The sequence below is a fragment of the Labilibaculum euxinicum genome, assembly GCF_963678175.1.
In the GTDB taxonomy this organism is placed as follows: Bacteria; Bacteroidota; Bacteroidia; order Bacteroidales; family Marinifilaceae; genus Labilibaculum; species Labilibaculum euxinus.
This window is the reverse complement of the sequence record NZ_OY782756.1, coordinates 3,290,294-3,307,359: the sequence shown is the minus strand read 5'-3', so window position 1 is coordinate 3,307,359 and position 17,066 is coordinate 3,290,294. Positions and strand designations below refer to the sequence as shown.

Here is a 17,066-nt window from a genome sequence, read left to right as displayed (position 1 = left end):
TATATTTTATGCAACAAGCTATTGTTGAATGCAAAAACCTAACTCACTATTACGGCAAACGCTGTATTTATGAGAATTTGAATTTTGAAATCCCGAAAGGACGAATTTTAGGATTATTAGGAAAAAATGGAACAGGTAAAACCACAACAATTAACATTTTAAACGGCTATTTACAACCACGAAGCGGAGAATGCTTAATGTTTGGCGAAAGCTCGGCAAACCTTTCACCAGAAACCAAACAAAAAGTTGGTTTATTAATTGAAGGGCATGTTCAATATTCTTTCATGAACATTTCGGAGATTGAGAAGTTTTATTCTGCCTTTTATCCCAAATGGAGAAAGGATGCTTACTATGAGTTAATGAAACTGCTGAAAATTGATCCCAAACAGAAAATATCCCGAATGTCGTGCGGACAAAGATCGCAGGTAGCCTTGGGGTTAATCCTGGCACAAGATCCAGAGCTTTTAATTCTCGATGATTTTTCGATGGGCTTGGATCCTGGTTACCGCATGTTGTTTGTTGACTATTTAAGTGAATATGCTAAAGCGGAAAATAAAACCGTTTTTGTCACCTCTCATATTATTCAGGACATGGAACGATTGATTGATGATTGTTTGATTATGGATTATGGTCGTATTGTGATGCAAAAGCCAGTTAGTGAACTTCTTGAGTCATTTAAGCGATACAGATTTACATGCGAAAAGCCCGAATTGTTGGACAATAGCAATCACATTTATAATTCAGTAAGCATTAAAGGGAAAACAGAACTTTATTCATTACTGTCGAAAAATGAATTGGAAAAATTACTAAGCGGTAATGTTAAGGTAACCAATTCTATACAGGAAGAAAGTTTGAGTTTAGAAGAGGCATTTATTGGATTAACCGGAAAATATTAAGAGATGATAAGAGCATTATTATTTAAAGAATGGAAAAAAACCAAATGGTTTGCCATAGGTGCATTTATTGCCGGAGTAATTCTTTTGACATATCTGTTTTTAAAACTAGGCAGGTCGTTTCGAATGGTAGGTTTAGAACATCTTTGGGATGTAATTGTAAACAGAGATCAGTTTCTATTCCGAGATTTAAAATTCTTTCCTCCTGCGGTCGGATTTTGTTTGGCTTTAGCACAGTTTGTTCCTGAAATGGTTCAAAAGCGAATCAAGTTAAGTTTGCATCTGCCATTGTCCAATCGTAAAATTGTTTTCACAATGTTAGGATTTGGAATGACATTGCTGATGATAATTTTTGCGATGCACTTACTAATACTTCTGACATTCTCTGGAATTTATTTTCCTGTGGAAATAACCGCGAGCATGATATATACTTTACTGCCATGGTATATTGCCGGATTAGCGGCTTATGCAATGATGTCATGGATTTGTTTGGAGCCAAGTTGGAAACGAAGGATCTTCAATACTTTAATCATGTTTGCAAGCCTTCAATTGTTTTATCTGACCGATTTCCCCGGAGCATACAGTTTTGTAGTGGTAAGTGTTGTTATTATTCCATTTTATGTCTTACCGTTTGGCTACTTCTCGGTTCAACGTTTTAAAGTTGGAATTCAGGATTAATATGTTCGCTTTTAATAGATATGAAAAAAGCATGCGAAATTTAATGATTCAATTATTCACACAAGAGAGTGATTAAATATTCATGAGAGTAGTATGCTGCAACTGAGAAAATAGAAACGCATGAAAAATAGATATTCAATAAATTATTTAATAGTTATTTTAGGCACCCTGCTATTAGCATGGTTGTTGCCTAAATCTTATCATCTGGTTACCGATATAGCTTCAAAAAATATATTTACTTATTATAGTTCTGTTGACAAAGCTTTCTGCACCATCGATTTTGATGATAAGGAAGAACGTTTGATTCGCAAAAACATGAATACCAATAGAGTGTATTCTGAATTAGAATTCGACAGTATACTACCAATGTTTTATTCCAGACAATTAATGGCAGACGGAAGAATGCCCAAAAGTATTCATGGCAAGCTTATTAATCCAAGGGAAGTGAATTCTAAGAAATTCTTTTTTAAAGTAAATCCTACTGATAAAAATAAGCCGCACATAGGTCTTTATACTTTGTTTGAGTCCATGTCGGGACGAGTTAGAATTGAAATGCCTGGTGATGTTTTTCGTTTAAATTCTAAAATTGAGTTTATCAATCCCGAAACCAATCGGGTAAATGAAGAAAAAAGTCAATGTTTTAATAAGATTTTTGAGAAAAGGGGTTTTCGATTTCCTGCTAAAATGGCAGCGGGTAATCCATCAACCAGAAAAGCCTACGATGAAGGCTATTTTATTATCGATAATGACGATCAGATTTTCCACTTAAAAATGGTGAATGCAATGCCTTTTTTGAGGAAAGTTTCTTTACCTGCAGGTGTAGTTCCGGAATACATTGCAACAATGGAACCAGACGACAGAAGCTTTTATGCCTTTGTATTTGATACAAATAAAAGGCTCTACATTATCACAACTGATGCTTACAAACTACAGGAAATTCCAACATCAGCTTTCGATATCAATAAAAATCAATTGTTGATTATGGCAAATCCTTTGTTCTGGAATGTCAATGTAATATCATCGAAAGGGAAAACAGTTTTAGCTCTTAATGCAGATACAAAACAGGTGGTTGATGAAGTAACATTTAAGCAGGATATTACAGAATCTGCTTATAGTAAATTTATTTTACCATTCGCAGTTGGATTTACAAATGCCAATACCAAATACATCAAACCTATGGTTTATTTTGGATCTTATTGGGTATTACTAACCAATTTACTATTGACATTGGTATTTGTTTTCATTACGAGATATCGGAAACAAAAAATACAATTGTTTTCAGTGGTTTGGATTGCAATTACAGGTATTTATGGTTTTATCGCAAACATTATATTTAATCGTTAAACAATTTAGAAATGAAAAAGTTAATATTTACAGCATTTGTTGCTTTAAATGTATTGGTCTCGTGTAATCAAATCAATAAAAAACAGGCAATAAAAAAAGAAAATGGGAAGGAACATGTCGCTAAAACCATTGCTCAGATAATGGAAACAGCAGAGCAGAATGTAGGGAAAGAGGTTTATTTTGAAGGAATGGTAAAACATGTATGTGCTCATTCGGGTCGTAGAGCGATATTACTGGATGAAACAGGTAAACTGTCGTTAAGAGTTGAAGCTACGGGAGATATCAAGGGTTTTAACCGGGAATTATCAGGTTCTACGATTGCGGTTAAAGGAACGCTTCAAGAGAACCGTTTATCTGAAAAGTTTATTAACGATTGGGAAGCAAAAGTAAAGGCTAAAGAAGATGCCGAAGAAGGGGGAGAACATTGTGCCTCAGAAATGACAAATATTAATCAAATGCGCGAATGGATGAAAAAGGCAAATAGAAATTTTTATTTAGTTTATTTTGTAAACGGAACTTCGTATGAAATTGTGGAATAGTAAAAAGTTGAATAAAAGCATAAGGTCTCTGCATAGAGATCTTGGCTATTTATTTATAGGATTAACCTTGATTTATGCTGTGTCGGGAGTCTTATTAATCTTGAAAAAAAATGAGAAAGATCCTTCGTATCAGGAAATAGTTTTGGAGAAAAAAGCTAAACCAAATTTAAGTCCAAAGGAATTTAAGTTATACTTTCAAAACCATTTTAAAGACTTGCCAAAGTTAACACAGGTAATTCCGGCAAATGGAATTTATAATATCTATATTAAAGGTGGGTTGGGAGAGTATTACCCTAGTAGCGGTAAGGTTTTACTAACAACATATAAAAAGGTGCCGGTGTATAAGTTTGTGAATGATATTCACTACAATTCAGGCAAAAGGTTTTCATCAATAGCCATTATTTACGCAATTGTATTAATATTTTTTGCCATTTCCGGAGCTGTTATGGTGAAAGGGAAAAATGGATTTAAGAAAAGAGGCATTTGGTTAATGATGATTGGTTTTATTATACCTGTACTTTTGTATTTTTTCACTTAGTTTGTACTTAGACAAATTCGTATTTGAAGTTTTTCTTTAAGGTAAATTCAAAAAGTAGGATACAAATTGGTTCGCTTTAAATCCCATTTTTAAGATGAATTCTCAAATACTTTCTTGCATAGTAGTAGATAAATTCAATTTACTAAGTTTTCTTTATTGAGGATATTCTTTCCTGAAAAAGAATTGAACCGTGTTTCTTCCTCTTTCATAGCTTATTGACCAATAACTGTTAATAACTCAGATTGATTATCATATTTTTTCTTCTTACTATTGTGTTGATTTATAGGTTCCGAAAGGAATAATAGGGAATCACGTTTAATTCGTGAGCTGTCCCCGCAGCTGTAAGTCCTCATATTTTTGGTTTCTGAAGCCACTGTTTTATCTCAACTAAAATGGGAAGGCAAACCAAAAGAGGACAAGCCAGAAGACCTGCCTGTAATGATTATTCGTAGCTTTCGGGAGAAAGGCAGAGAATGAGGATACACTATTCGATGTATCTTCCTATTCTATATTTTCCTCAGAAGCTATCATTTTTTTCAAAATCAAAAAACAATAAAATGAAAATGAATGGTAGTGTATCCGAATCTCAAATTCGGAAAAGAAATGGTCAGGTTGTTAAATTCAAGTCTGATAAAATTAAAAATGCAATCAATAAAGCATTTCAGGCAGTAGGTGAAGAGCGCGTTGAACTAATCGAATTTTGTGTCAGTCAGATCATGAAAGAGATTGATTTTTCGGGAATTCCCAATGTGGAAGAAATTCAGGATTTGGTAGAGAAAACACTATTCAGATATGACTTGTTTGAAGTTGCGAAGGCATTTATTTTATACCGGAAACAACATGAGTTGGCTCGCGACACCAAGGAATTATTTTCCAATTTAAACTTGGTTGACGATTATTTGAATCTTCAGGACTGGAGAATAAAAGAAAGCGCGAATTCGTCATATTCTCTGCAGGGATTGAATCAACATATTTCGACCATTGTAAGTTCACAATATTGGCTGAATAAGATTTACCCGCAGGAAATTGGAGATGCTCACAAGAAAGGAGCGTTTCACATTCACGACCTTGGATTCTTAAGTGTGTATTGTGTAGGGTGGGATCTGGAAGATCTTTTATTAACAGGTTTTAAAGGCGCATCGGGCAAATTGGTTAGCCGGCCGGCCAAACATTTTCGTACCATTCTCGGACAAGTGGTCAATTTCTTTTATACCATGCAGGGAGAAGCCGCCGGAGCCCAGGCATTTTCGAATTTCGATACCTTATTGGCTCCCTTCATAAGGTACGATCAATTGGATGAAAATCAGATTAAACAGGCTCTTCAGGAATTTCTTTATAATATGAATGTTCCTACCCGGGTAGGTTTCCAAACACCATTTACCAATGTGACCATGGATTTAAATGTTCCAAAATTTATGAGTGATCAGCCGGTAATTATTGGCGGCAAATTGATGAACGAAGTTTACGGGGATTTTCAGGTTGAGATGGATCTTTTTAATAAAATTTTTGCACAGGTGATTGAAGAAGGAGATGCCAATGGAAGTGTTTTTTCTTTCCCAATACCAACTTATAATATCACATCCGATTTTGAATGGGATAAACCAGCGTATGAAAACATTTGGAGAATTACTGCTAAATATGGAATTCCGTACTTTTCTAATTTTGTAAATTCTGATTTGTCGCCTGATGATGTGCGAAGTATGTGTTGCAGGCTGCGTTTGGATAAACGTGAACTGGCACGACGTGGAGGAGGTCTGTTTGGTGCAAATCCGTTAACCGGTTCGGTTGGAGTGGTAACTGTAAATTTACCTCGTTTGGGCTACGAAGCAAGTAACGAAGCTGAATTCTTTAAGCGGTTGGAGCATCTGATGAATTTGGCGAAAAATAGTCTGGAGATCAAACGAAAAATGATTGAAAATTTAACGGAAAAAGGATTGTTCCCTTATTCAAAATTTTATTTGCGTCATTTGAAAAACAGGAATGGCAAATTTTGGCAAAATCATTTTTCAACAATAGGTATTGTTGGAATGAATGAGTGTTGCCTGAATTTTATTGGAAGTGATTTGGTCTCGGAAGAAGGAAATGCTTTTGCACTTCGGATTTTTGATTTTATGAAGCAAAAACTGGTTAGTTTTCAAGAGGAAACTGGTAACATCTATAATTTGGAAGCGACTCCGGCCGAAGGAACAACCTATCGTTTGGCTCAGCTTGACACCAAAACTTACGATGATATAATTGTTGCCAATCAGGAAAACTTCCGAAACGGAGCAGCACCTTATTATACCAACTCTTCGCAGCTTCCGGTTGCATATACCGATGATTTATTCGAAGCTTTAACATTGCAGGACAAGTTGCAGACGCAATATACCGGAGGAACTGTGTTTCATACATTTATTGGAGAAAAACAGCTTTCTGTTGATGCCGTAAAGTTGTTGTTGCAAAAAATAACCAATAATTATCATCTCCCATATATTACCTTATCACCTACATTTAGTATTTGCCACGAGCACGGATACATTTACGGAGAACATGAATTGTGTCCTAAATGTGCTAATTCCGGTCAACGGACGGAATGTGAAGTGTTCTCAAGAATTGTTGGTTATCTGCGTCCTATACATCAGTGGAATGATGGTAAGAGACAGGAATTTAAAGAGAGAAAATTATTTGACAAAAAGGCTCATGTTGAGGAAGAAGAACAGGTCGTTTGCTAGCTGATTTTTCACCATCTTAATTTATTTCAATGCAAATATCAGGATTTATAAAGAACAGCTTAATTGATTATCCTGGAAAGGTATCTTCGGTGATTTTCACTCAAGCTTGTAATATGGCATGTAGGTTTTGTCACAATTGGGAGCTGATTTCGAAATATCACCCCATGGGAGATTCAGTTGGTGAAACTGAGGTGTTGAATTATTTAAAAAAAGCGAAGGGATTTATTGATGCCCTTGTTATTACCGGAGGTGAACCAACTGTTCAGTCAGATTTGGTCGCATTTATACGTAAAGTGAAGGAATTGGGACTATTTGTAAAATTAGATACGAATGGAACCAATCCCAAGCTTTTAAGAATCCTGATGCAGCAGAATCTGATTGATTATGTGGCAATGGATTTGAAGACTGTGCCTGAATTATCTGCATATAAAGGAATTGTTGGAAATCAGTTTACAGAAATTCAACTGATGAATGTGAAAAAGTCGATTGCTATTCTCAAAGATTCGCCGATTGATGTTGAGTTTAGAACAACACTAATTCGTGAGTGTCATTCCGAAGCCGATATTCGTAAAATGTGCGAAGTGCTTAAAGGAGATTACAAATACACTTTACAGTCGTTTTCACCCGTAAAAGTATTGGATTTATCTTTTGCAAATTATTCAGGCTATACTCATTTGGAGGTAGAAGAGATCATTAAATCTAACCAAGATTTAAATGGCAATATCAGCCAGATTGGTTAATTGATATAAGTTTTTTTAGTTTGTGGTTAATCCCCTGCCAAAGGACATACCTTTACGGCAGGGGATTTAACTAATTGCCAAAGCTAGTCTATTTCGATTAAAACCTGATTGGACATTACACTATCGCCGTCTTTAACCAGGATTTTTGATATTGTACCATCTTGCGCGGCCAATATCTGATTCTGCATTTTCATTGCTTCTAGCAACACCAGAGGACTTCCTTTTTCAACTATACATCCTTCAGATGTTAATACCTCTGTAATTTTGCCCGGCATAGGAGCAAGTAAATTACAATTGGGTTTGATGAGATTATTTTTACGAAGTTTCTCTTTTCTTTGAAAAGTAGCTTCGGTATCAATTGTAAAGTTATAGGTGTTTCCATTTACTAATACAGTACATTTATTCTGTTTTAATTCAACGATTTCACCAATGAAATTTTTGTCTTTGTATTGAATGATAAATTCATTGTCTTTTTCTTTTATTGTAAATCTTTCGTTTTTTGACCGGGAAGAAAGTACCTGATAGTTTTGTGTTTTTAAGCTGTACGATTGATCTCCGGAAAGCACAAAGTTCTTGTTTTTTTTAAGTGTAATCATGGCTAAAAAAGTTTATTTCTCATTTTAGTAGCCCACGCGGAATCCTCCTTGTGAGTCAAATTACTTTCGATTTTTTGTTTCTCGTTTAAATAAGCCTGAAGAGCCATTATGGCTGCAGCTTTTTCTTCATCCTGTTCCTGAAAGAAAGGTTTATCAAGTTTTTCTGATATAAACGATGTGTTGTATGATCCATTGATAAAATCGGGATGATTGAGCACCAGTTTAAAAAATGGAATTGTTGTTTTTACACCTTTTATTACCGTGTTTTCAATTACCGCTAAAGCATGCTTAATGGCTTCTTGTCTGTTATCTCCCGTAATGATCAATTTAGTAATCATAGAATCGTAACTGGGAGGAATTAATTTGCCGTTTTCAAAACCTGTATCAACACGCAGGAAACTGCATTCAGGAAATTCCATTCTATCAATAATTCCCGGATTAGGAGAAAAATCGGCTTGCACATCTTCGGCATTAATACGCAATTCAATTGCCCAGCCTTTTCTTTGAATATCGCCTTGTTGAAGTTCCAGTTTTTCACCAACTGCTGTTTTAATCTGTTGCTCAATCAAGTCGATTCCGGTTATTGCCTCGGTAATTGGATGCTCTACCTGCACTCTGGTATTCATTTCCAGAAAATAGAAACGATTATCTTTGTCCAATAAGAATTCTACCGTACCTAGTGTGTGGTAATTAATTTTCCGACAAAGATAAAGAGCCATTTCTCCCATTTTATTTCTCAAATCATCGGAAACAGCAACTGAGGGAGCTTCCTCCATTAATTTCTGATGTTTGCGCTGAATGGAACATTCACGTTCGAATAAATGAATGGCATTTCCATGCTGGTCGGCCAATACCTGTATTTCGATGTGTTTAGGACTTTCAATGTACTTTTCGATTAACAAAGAGTCGTCGTTAAAAGCTGATTTAGCTTCGTTTGTAACCAATTTGTACATCAGTTCCAATTCATCAGCCGAACGGACAATGCGCATTCCTTTGCCGCCACCTCCGGCAACGGCTTTCATAATCACCGGATAGCCAATTTGTTCCACCCAGGCTTTTGCATCGTAAAAATTAGTAATGTTTGTAGTGCTGCCAGCCAAAACGGGGATTCCGCTTTTTTGAGCAATATTGCGGGCCATCCCTTTGTTTCCCATCGTATAGATGGCTTTTTCGCTTGGGCCGATAAACAGAATTCCTTCATCTTTGCATCTGCTTGCCAAATAAGGCGATTCGGAAAGAAAACCGTAGCCCGGATGAATGGCTTCGATTTGGTGTTCTTTTGCCAGACGAATTAGTTCTTCGGCATTTAAGAAAATGGATCCGTTTGGATTTTCTTCAAGAGTAATAATTTCATCGGCAAAGTCGAGATACAAAGCATTTGCCTCTCTGTTTGTCTGAATACAATACACTAAAATCCCCATTTTTGTGGCTGTTTTTGCAATTCTAATTGCAATTTCACCACGGTTTGCGATTAATATTGATTTGATCATTTTTAAGATATCAGTTCAAATTTGTTTGTATTTAAAGAGGAATATTTCCGTGCTTTTTAGCAATTTTCTCCATGTATTTGTTTTCCAGAGCTTCGAAAGCGGAAATTAATTTTTTACGTGTGTTGGCGGGTTCAATTACTTCGTCAACATATCCTTTTTCATCAGCAATGTATGGATTGGCAATATTTTCCTTGTAGTCAGCAATTAATTTTGCTTTTAGTTCATCGGTATTTTTCGATTGGATTAGTTCTTTTCGATGAAGGATTTTTACTGCACCTTCGGGACCCATAACGGCAATTTCGGCAGTAGGCCAGGCAAAATTAAAATCTCCTCCCATATTTTTACTGTTCATCACAATATAAGCTCCGCCGTAAGCTTTTCTTACTATTACTGTTATTTTAGGAACAGAAGATTCGCTAAATGCATACAATAATTTTGCACCGTGCCGGATAATTCCGGAATGTTCCTGATTGCTGCCAGGTAAAAAGCCGGGGACATCTTCCAGAACCAAAATAGGAATATTGAAAGCATCGCAGAAACGAACAAAACGGGCGGCTTTCTCTGCCGAATTAATGTCCAGAACTCCGGCTAAAACCTTAGGCTGATTGGCAACCAATCCTATTACTTTGTTTTGAAGGCGTGCAAATCCTATGATGATATTACCGGCAAAATTTTCAGATATTTCGAAAAAACTGTTCTTATCTGTAATATTGTTGATAATATCCAGCATATCGTAAGGAATGTTGGCCTCTTCAGGGATAATTACACCAAGTTTTTGGGGATTATTAGGAGCTAAAGCTTCTTGAGCCGATACAGGAGGAAAGTCTACATTGTTAGAGGGTAAATACTGCAATAATTTTCGGACCCCCAAAAGAGTATGTTCTTCATCATCGTAAACAAAATGAGCAACCCCACTTTTGGAACCATGTATATCCGCACCTCCTAAATCTTCTGAATTTATTTCTTCATTTAAGACTTCTTTTACGATCTCCGGACCGGTTACAAACATGTATGCAGTTTGTCTGGTCATAAAAATAAAATCGGTAAGAGCCGGAGAATAAACGGCACCACCGGCAGCAGGTCCAAGTATGACTGAAATTTGAGGAATTACACCTGATGCTTTTACATTGCGGTGGAAAATTCCGGCATATCCTGCTAAACTTGCCACACCTTCCTGTATTCTTGCTCCGCCGGAATCAATTAGTCCGATTATTGGATGCCCCATACTTAAGGCCATGTCTTGAACTTTCATGATTTTGGCGGCATGAACAGATCCCAGTGAACCTCCCATAAATGTAAAATCCTGAGCGAAGGCAAATACTTTGCGACCGTTTATTTTGCCATGTCCGCAAATTACACCGTCTCCATATATGTTCGTTTCTATGTTGCCTGAAGGTTTAACAAATGCGTCTATTTCCTCAAAACTGTTTTCGTCGAACAGCAATTCAATTCTTTCTTTGGCAGTTAGTTTTCCCTTTTTGTGTTGTTTCGAGAAATATTCCCAATTGTATTGTGCTGCTAACTGTTCTTGTCGGCTTGTATATTTTTGAAATGGTATTCTGTTGTCTTTCATTATTTTTAGTTGTAAAATTTAAATGAATTCATTGTGAGCATATTTTCCAATTAAATAGAATTTAGGTAAAAAGTAATACCAGTACTTGTGCGAGTAAAACCCGTAAGAACATGACCAAAGGGTATACAGTGGCGTAAGCAGTCGATTGTGCCTGAATCGGAGCGATTGAATTGGCAAATTCTAAAGCTGGAGGATCGGTCATGGATCCGGCCAGTAAACCACAAATAGTGAGGTAATTGATTTTTAGGGTATGAGCAATAACGGCAACGATAAGGAGAGGAATAAAGGTGATGGCAAAGCCATAAAGCATCCAGATGTAACCTTCGTTTAGAAGCGTTTGTACAAAATATTTCCCCGACGAAATTCCTACACATGCCAGAAAGAGAACAATGCCCAGTTCCCTGATAAACAGATTGGCACTTGGAGTCATGTAAAAATCAAGTTTACCAATTCTGCCTTTGTGCCCAAGTATTAGAGCAATTAATAGTGGTCCGCCTGCCAAACCAAGCTTGGCAGGTGCAGGAAGGCCGTGAATATTTATCGGAAGCAAGCCAATAATAACACCTAGTAATATTCCCAGAAAAATGGGGAGGATATTAGGGTGTGATAGTTCTTTTACAGAGTTGCCAAGCAGAGAGGCAACTTTAATCAGAGCTTTTTTTTCTCCTACAATACGTACGGTGTCACCAAATTCAATACTATCTTCTTCCTTCGGCATTAACTCAATACCATTTCTGTAGATTCTGGTAATGTTTACAGGGAATTGGCGTGAGATTCCAATTTGCTTTATACTTTTTCCCGCCAGCTTTTTATTGGTGATCATCACTTGTTTCATTCCAAGTTTACCAGACACCTCAACATCTTTGGTTGTATTTATTTTGCCCAAATTAAGTTGAATGAATTTAAAATTTGCTTCTACCGATACTCCATAAAGAACATCTCCTTTTTCAAGAACTGTTTCGGAATCGGCAGCCATAAAATCATCGTTTCGTTTAATTCTTGAGAGAACAAAATTACTACTGCAGGTATCTTTCAGAAAAAGTATGCTTTTGCCAAAAAGGTTTTGGTTGGTAACCTCAACATTTATGGCAATTGGTTTTCCATCGAGGCCGGTAATTTCTTTATTGTATCGTTCTTCTTCCTGTTTTACATTGATTTTGAAAATTACACGCAGTAATATCATGCTGATAATGATTCCAAAAATTCCGAACGGATAAGCAACAGCATAGCCCATGCCCGCAATTTCGATATTTTCGCTTGCGCCCATAACATCGCCAATGGTTTGCTGAGCAGCACCTAAACTAGGAGTATTGGTAACAGCTCCGCACATAATTCCGGTGATCACGGAAGTGGGAACATCGAAAATAAATTTTATGGCAACTGCAATAAAGAAACCTGAAATAACAATTCCTGAAGCGAGCAGGTTAATCTTTAATCCATTATTTTTAAGTGAAGTGATAAAGCGTGGCCCCACCTCTAAACCAATGGAATAAACAAATAATATCAAGCCAAATTCTTTAATAAAGTGCAATACGTGTGCATCGGTAGCAGCTCCCAAATGACCAATTAACAGACCGGAAAACAGTATGCCTGCAATGCCCAATTTAATTTTGAAAAACCTTAGTTTTCCAAATAGAATACCTAAAACAGCGGCCAGACAAATGATGACAATTGTAGATGCTGTTCCTGGTGTAGTTAATAGTTCTATAATGTTCATGTTGAATTATTGGTGTTTTAAACGATATGATCTCAAAAGAAGATCATTTTTTAGTGAGAAATAAAGGGATATGAAAAGAGCCGGAACTCCCATCTACCTTGATACGAAGTCAGGATATTATGAATTGGCAAATGAAAGTGCCGGCTCAACTTAATTGATCCAGAGGCTGGTCAGGAATCAATAAGGAATGTTATAAACTTGTTGAAAGGGGAATAAAATATTTTTTTCGGAATGATTAGTTTTAAAGCCAAAATACATGTCGTATTTAGTCTTAACTGTTTTCTCCATTTCGCGAGGAGTGCTGCTTACTTTTTGCATAACAATACATTTTAAATGGTAAAACTGTATGCTTTGCGTTAATCAATAAAAAAACAGGAATAATAGAATTAAAAAGGAACTTTTAATTCACTAGCGAGTCCTGATTTTTAGCTTTATGTCGCGAAAGCATCAATCTAATTAAATAAGACAGGTCTCCTGGCTTTTCCATTTACAACGCCTTCCCATTCCATATGTTGGAACAGTGGCTTGATGTTGCAAACTGTTTTGGAATTACAGTTGCGCGTCAGCTCACGATTTTAACGTGATTCCCTATTAAACCCTTTTTACGGGGTATCTTAATTATTTTCGGAAGCAAAGTTATCAAAAAAAGTATCTAAAAAACAAATTTAAATTTCCTTTAAGTTGAATCAATTTGATTTCATGGCAATTAAAAAAGGAGAAGTAAAGAAACTGATCGTTTACAGAGGTATGGATTTTACAAGTAATCTATTGCTGAAGCTAATTTGATTTTCTGGGATGTTGATTAAAATAACAGAATCTTAATTTGCTTGTAATGAGAATTATAAATTATGTGCTGATTTTCGGAAACCAGAATATTTATGCTATAAAACACTTTTGGTTTGTTTGATGTGAATACGATATCTTAAAATATATATGATACATTTGCATCGATTTTGGTGTTCTGCTCAGGCTATCGTCTGAGGGAATGAAAAGGGAATCCGGTGAGAATCCGGAACAGTACCCGCTACTGTAAATCTCATTTTGTCATGTGCAAAATATGGTTTTTACACCGCAAGCCACTCTCAGAAATGGGGGGAAGGCTGTAAAAGCTGAGATAAGTCAGGAGACCTGCCAAGTCGTAACTAAAGAACATTTTGCTTCCGGGAATCGAAGTATATGTATTGAACTTACGCGCGTGTTCGGTATTTATTTTTCTAATTTCTTTCTTTGTTTGTGTAAACATTTGGAGGCAAGATGTGATGTTTAAAATCAAAAACAACTCAATCATGCAAAAAAAGATGTTGTCCTTACTGCTTTGTGTTTTGCTTAGTCTATTTGTGGCCAAAGCACAAAATGTGAATGTAAAAGGAATTATTAAAGAAAATGGAGTCCCAATTGTCGGCGCAAATGTGTATGTGAAAGATATTGATCATGGTTCAGTTACAAATCCTTCAGGAATATTTCAAATTTTTGGCATTACTCCAGGTGAACATATTGTCGAGATTACTTTTGTTGGCTACCAAAAAAAAATCAGTAAAATTGAAGTAAAACCTGATATGCCAATGCTTGAGTTTGAATTGGAAAAAACAGCAACTTTGCTTGATGGTGTCGAAATTTCTGCTGAATGTATTCGAAAAACGGAAGCAGCCTTAAAACTACCGGTTCCACTTAAAGATATCCCGTTAACAACATCAAGTGTTGGTGCTGAATTGATAGAGCAAACTCAGGTAAATAGCATCAACGAAGCTTTAAATTACTCTACAGGAATAAAACCGATGCTTAATTATGGCGGTTTTCAGACATTTACGATGAGAGGTTTTGGAGCTCCTGTAATTATGCAGGATGGAGCAAGGGATGAACGAATGAATTTTTCGAACAGTGCTCCTGTAACATCTTTGGCAGCAGTAGAACGAATCGAATTCTTAAAGGGCCCGGCATCAGTGCTTTACGGGCACTCAGCAGTTGGAGGTATCATTAACATTGTTCGTAAGCAACCGTCGAAAGATTTACGGGCTAATTTTTCGACAAGTTACGGAAGTTGGGAAAGCAAAAGAGTTAATGTTGGTGTCGGAAACCGAATTAGTAATAAGCTGAGCTATCGCTTTGATGCCGCATTGTCCGATCAGAAGGGATGGCGAAACGCAGGTGATAAAACATCCAATGCTTACCTTGCTTTGAATTATGATTTGGATGACAAAAATCAGTTTGAACTTAGGGTGGGAGTAAATGACGATTTTTACGGAACCGAAACAGGATTACCAGCTGTAACAAATGATATTTATACGAAAGAAGGCAAATTATTGTACAAAAAAGGTGATTTACCAACTTCTTTCGACCGTAAACAACGTTATAACGATCCTGCTGATTTTTTGGATCATGAAAATGTTAACGCATCAATAAAATACACCCGGAAAACCTCCGGAAATTCCAAATTGAAAATGCAAGCTTCCTATTCTGACGATTTGATTGATTATTTTTCAACAGAAGAGCTGAGTTATTTGCATTCGGAAAATCCAATATACGATACCTATTTTTTACAAGGAGGAGAAAAAATACATATTAGTTTAGATACTTTGCAACGTACTTATCCTTTACGATTTTCTCATCATACAAAAACTTTTCAAAATGATTTGTATTATTCAACTCAGATAAAAACAGGTTTGTTACAGCACAATCTTACAATGGGCTGTTTTTTTATGTATATCGATCGAATTTCTTACAAAGGGTATGATTTTGACGGAGGAGATGTAGCAGGAGCAGGTTTGTTTGCAAAAATTGCTGTTCGTAACCCTGTACTAAATCAAGGAGGTTTAACAACAAAGTTTTCAGGTGCAAGTATTTATCACGAAATGGTGAATGCTTTGTATGCACAGGATTTAATTGAGATTTCAAAACAGTTTAAATTCATGCTGGGGATGCGTTTCGATTATTTTAACATGAGGTATCAGTCTGGAATAGTAAGTAATGGAAGAAATATTACATCCAAATCAAAAGAAAATGAGATTGTAAATAAATCTTTTTCATATCGGGCCGGAGTGGTTTATGAACCTATTGAGCCATTGGCATTGTATGCATCTTATTCAAGTTTCTTTAAACCAAAACGTTCTGTTTACGATGAGAGCTATGTGTATTTAAATAAAGATGGGAATCAATTTTATCCAAATGATGGTAAAGAAGTATACGAGCCCGAAAATGGTTATCAAGCCGAGTTAGGTGTGAAATACAATTATAATTCGAAACTGTTTGTAAATGCCAGTGCCTACTACATTAAAAAGAACAACATTGTAGAATACCTTGGAAAAACCGATGAGGGAAATAAAATTTACGGACAAATCGGCGTTGTTGATTCCAAAGGATTTGATGTTGAAACTACTTTTAAACCAGTAAATTCGATAAGTATAAAAGCAGGTTATGCTTATAATACGGCAAAATACAGGAAGTATTCAGCGAATGCATATCATGACTCAAAACAGGGGAATTGCATTCGGAACAATCCTAAAAACCATGTGTTTGTATGGGCACATTATCAGGTGCTTAAAGGAGCGTTAAAAAATTGTAGTGTAGGTGCTGGTATTGACTATACTGATAAGTTATATACCAATTCGTCTAATGAGTATAGTTTACCTGAATATTGGCTGTTTAATACTGTATTGGGTTATGGATTAGACAGAACTTATCTGCATTTGAAAATCAATAATGTTTTAAATAGAAAATATTATTCAAGTTCGGTTTATTCTAATCAGTACATTCCTGGACAAGAACGGAATGTTATGCTTACAGTTGGATTTAAGTTGTAGTAATAGTGAGGCTGTTAAAGTATGTTTAATATATACTTCAACAGCTCCTTAAAAAAACATAAGAATTTGCCAAAGAGGGTAGGTTAGAAAGAAACAGATTTTCAGGCAAAATTTTCACGGCACTGCTATTCAAATAATGTGTTATTACAATATGTGCTTAAAAACATTTATTAGAAGAGCTGTTTAGACCGTTGTTAAAAATATATATAATACATTTGTATCGATTTTGGTGTTCTGCTCAGGCTATCGTCTGAGGGAATGAAAAGGGAATCCGGTGAGAATCCGGAACAGTACCCGCTACTGTAAATCTCATTTTGTCATGTGCAAAATATGGTTTTTACACCGCAAGCCACTCTCAGAAATGGGGGGAAGGCTGTAAAAACTGAGATAAGTCAGGAGACCTGCCAAGTCGTAACTAAAGAACATTTTGCTTCCGGGAATCGAAGTATA

At 36.0% G+C, this 17,066-nt stretch carries 12 protein-coding genes and 4 riboswitches; of the genes, 8 read left to right on the top strand and 4 right to left on the bottom strand.

Features of this window, described 5'->3' with window-relative positions:
- Positions 1 to 8 precede the first annotated feature (8 nt).
- From ACY0M5_RS13135 to ACY0M5_RS13105, 7 genes are all read left to right on the top strand, one after another.
- On the top strand, positions 9 to 896 hold the full coding sequence (locus ACY0M5_RS13135; RefSeq protein ID WP_101308524.1) for an ABC transporter ATP-binding protein: 888 nt from the start codon (positions 9 to 11) through the stop codon (positions 894 to 896).
- A 3-nt stretch (positions 897 to 899) separates the two neighbouring features.
- Positions 900 to 1,571: a hypothetical protein gene (locus ACY0M5_RS13130; protein ID WP_124993654.1), complete on the top strand. Its 672-nt coding sequence runs from the start codon at positions 900 to 902 to the stop codon at positions 1,569 to 1,571.
- Positions 1,572 to 1,691: 120 nt separating this feature from the next.
- The gene (locus ACY0M5_RS13125) at positions 1,692 to 2,915 is read left to right on the top strand and encodes a DUF4857 domain-containing protein (protein ID WP_461629451.1); all 1,224 of its coding nucleotides are present in this window, start codon (positions 1,692 to 1,694) and stop codon (positions 2,913 to 2,915) included.
- 11 nt (positions 2,916 to 2,926) lie between these two features.
- On the top strand, positions 2,927 to 3,454 hold the full coding sequence (locus tag ACY0M5_RS13120) for a hypothetical protein (RefSeq protein WP_461629450.1): 528 nt from the start codon (positions 2,927 to 2,929) through the stop codon (positions 3,452 to 3,454).
- The gene (locus tag ACY0M5_RS13115) at positions 3,438 to 3,992 is read left to right on the top strand and encodes a PepSY-associated TM helix domain-containing protein (RefSeq protein WP_461629449.1); all 555 of its coding nucleotides are present in this window, start codon (positions 3,438 to 3,440) and stop codon (positions 3,990 to 3,992) included. The genes ACY0M5_RS13120 and ACY0M5_RS13115 overlap by 17 nt, the downstream gene beginning before the upstream one ends.
- 267 nt (positions 3,993 to 4,259) lie before the next feature.
- A riboswitch (cobalamin riboswitch) is annotated at positions 4,260 to 4,443 on the top strand.
- 106 nt (positions 4,444 to 4,549) lie between these two features.
- Positions 4,550 to 6,703 carry a ribonucleoside triphosphate reductase gene (locus ACY0M5_RS13110; RefSeq protein WP_197092689.1) on the top strand — a complete coding sequence of 718 codons (2,154 nt, stop codon included), beginning with the start codon at positions 4,550 to 4,552 and terminating at the stop codon, positions 6,701 to 6,703.
- 29 nt (positions 6,704 to 6,732) lie between these two features.
- Positions 6,733 to 7,443 (top strand): anaerobic ribonucleoside-triphosphate reductase activating protein, encoded by a 711-nt coding sequence (locus ACY0M5_RS13105; RefSeq protein WP_461629448.1) that lies wholly within the window; start codon positions 6,733 to 6,735, stop codon positions 7,441 to 7,443.
- Between the two features lie 83 nt (positions 7,444 to 7,526).
- On the opposite strand, the gene ACY0M5_RS13100 is transcribed toward ACY0M5_RS13105, so the two are convergent.
- From ACY0M5_RS13100 to ACY0M5_RS13085, 4 genes are all read right to left on the bottom strand, one after another.
- The gene (locus ACY0M5_RS13100; RefSeq protein WP_156195298.1) at positions 7,527 to 8,039 is read right to left on the bottom strand and encodes an acyl-CoA carboxylase biotin carboxyl carrier protein subunit; all 513 of its coding nucleotides are present in this window, start codon (positions 8,037 to 8,039) and stop codon (positions 7,527 to 7,529) included.
- A 2-nt stretch (positions 8,040 to 8,041) separates the two neighbouring features.
- Entirely contained in the window at positions 8,042 to 9,529 is a 1,488-nt protein-coding gene (locus tag ACY0M5_RS13095) for an acetyl-CoA carboxylase biotin carboxylase subunit (protein ID WP_461629447.1), read from the bottom strand.
- 31 nt (positions 9,530 to 9,560) lie between these two features.
- On the bottom strand, positions 9,561 to 11,102 hold the full coding sequence (locus tag ACY0M5_RS13090; protein WP_124993647.1) for an acyl-CoA carboxylase subunit beta: 1,542 nt from the start codon (positions 11,100 to 11,102) through the stop codon (positions 9,561 to 9,563).
- A gap of 61 nt (positions 11,103 to 11,163) precedes the next feature.
- Positions 11,164 to 12,819: a putative transporter gene (locus tag ACY0M5_RS13085; protein WP_461629446.1), complete on the bottom strand. Its 1,656-nt coding sequence runs from the start codon at positions 12,817 to 12,819 to the stop codon at positions 11,164 to 11,166.
- A gap of 447 nt (positions 12,820 to 13,266) precedes the next feature.
- Positions 13,267 to 13,451, bottom strand: a riboswitch (cobalamin riboswitch).
- 305 nt (positions 13,452 to 13,756) lie between these two features.
- A riboswitch (cobalamin riboswitch) is annotated at positions 13,757 to 13,969 on the top strand.
- A gap of 136 nt (positions 13,970 to 14,105) precedes the next feature.
- Here ACY0M5_RS13085 and ACY0M5_RS13080 point away from each other — a divergent pair.
- Positions 14,106 to 16,616, top strand: coding sequence for a TonB-dependent receptor domain-containing protein (locus tag ACY0M5_RS13080; RefSeq protein ID WP_461629445.1), 2,511 nt, complete (start codon positions 14,106 to 14,108; stop codon positions 16,614 to 16,616).
- 210 nt (positions 16,617 to 16,826) lie between these two features.
- Positions 16,827 to 17,039: riboswitch (cobalamin riboswitch) on the top strand.
- Positions 17,040 to 17,066 lie beyond the last annotated feature (27 nt).

Bases quoted from the DNA above. Each gene is read 5' to 3' on its own strand.
- ACY0M5_RS13115 (WP_461629449.1), top strand. From the start codon at position 3,438: ATGAAATTGTGGAATAGTAAAAAGTTGAATAAAAGCATAAGGTCTCTG.
- ACY0M5_RS13130 (WP_124993654.1), top strand. From the start codon at position 900: ATGATAAGAGCATTATTATTTAAAGAATGGAAAAAAACCAAATGGTTT.
- ACY0M5_RS13080 (WP_461629445.1), top strand. From the start codon at position 14,106: ATGCAAAAAAAGATGTTGTCCTTACTGCTTTGTGTTTTGCTTAGTCTA.
- ACY0M5_RS13125 (WP_461629451.1), top strand. From the start codon at position 1,692: ATGAAAAATAGATATTCAATAAATTATTTAATAGTTATTTTAGGCACC.
- ACY0M5_RS13090 (WP_124993647.1), bottom strand. From the start codon at position 11,102: ATGAAAGACAACAGAATACCATTTCAAAAATATACAAGCCGACAAGAA.
- ACY0M5_RS13120 (WP_461629450.1), top strand. From the start codon at position 2,927: ATGAAAAAGTTAATATTTACAGCATTTGTTGCTTTAAATGTATTGGTC.
- ACY0M5_RS13105 (WP_461629448.1), top strand. From the start codon at position 6,733: ATGCAAATATCAGGATTTATAAAGAACAGCTTAATTGATTATCCTGGA.
- ACY0M5_RS13095 (WP_461629447.1), bottom strand. From the start codon at position 9,529: ATGATCAAATCAATATTAATCGCAAACCGTGGTGAAATTGCAATTAGA.
- ACY0M5_RS13100 (WP_156195298.1), bottom strand. From the start codon at position 8,039: ATGATTACACTTAAAAAAAACAAGAACTTTGTGCTTTCCGGAGATCAA.
- ACY0M5_RS13085 (WP_461629446.1), bottom strand. From the start codon at position 12,819: ATGAACATTATAGAACTATTAACTACACCAGGAACAGCATCTACAATT.
- ACY0M5_RS13110 (WP_197092689.1), top strand. From the start codon at position 4,550: ATGAAAATGAATGGTAGTGTATCCGAATCTCAAATTCGGAAAAGAAAT.
- ACY0M5_RS13135 (WP_101308524.1), top strand. From the start codon at position 9: ATGCAACAAGCTATTGTTGAATGCAAAAACCTAACTCACTATTACGGC.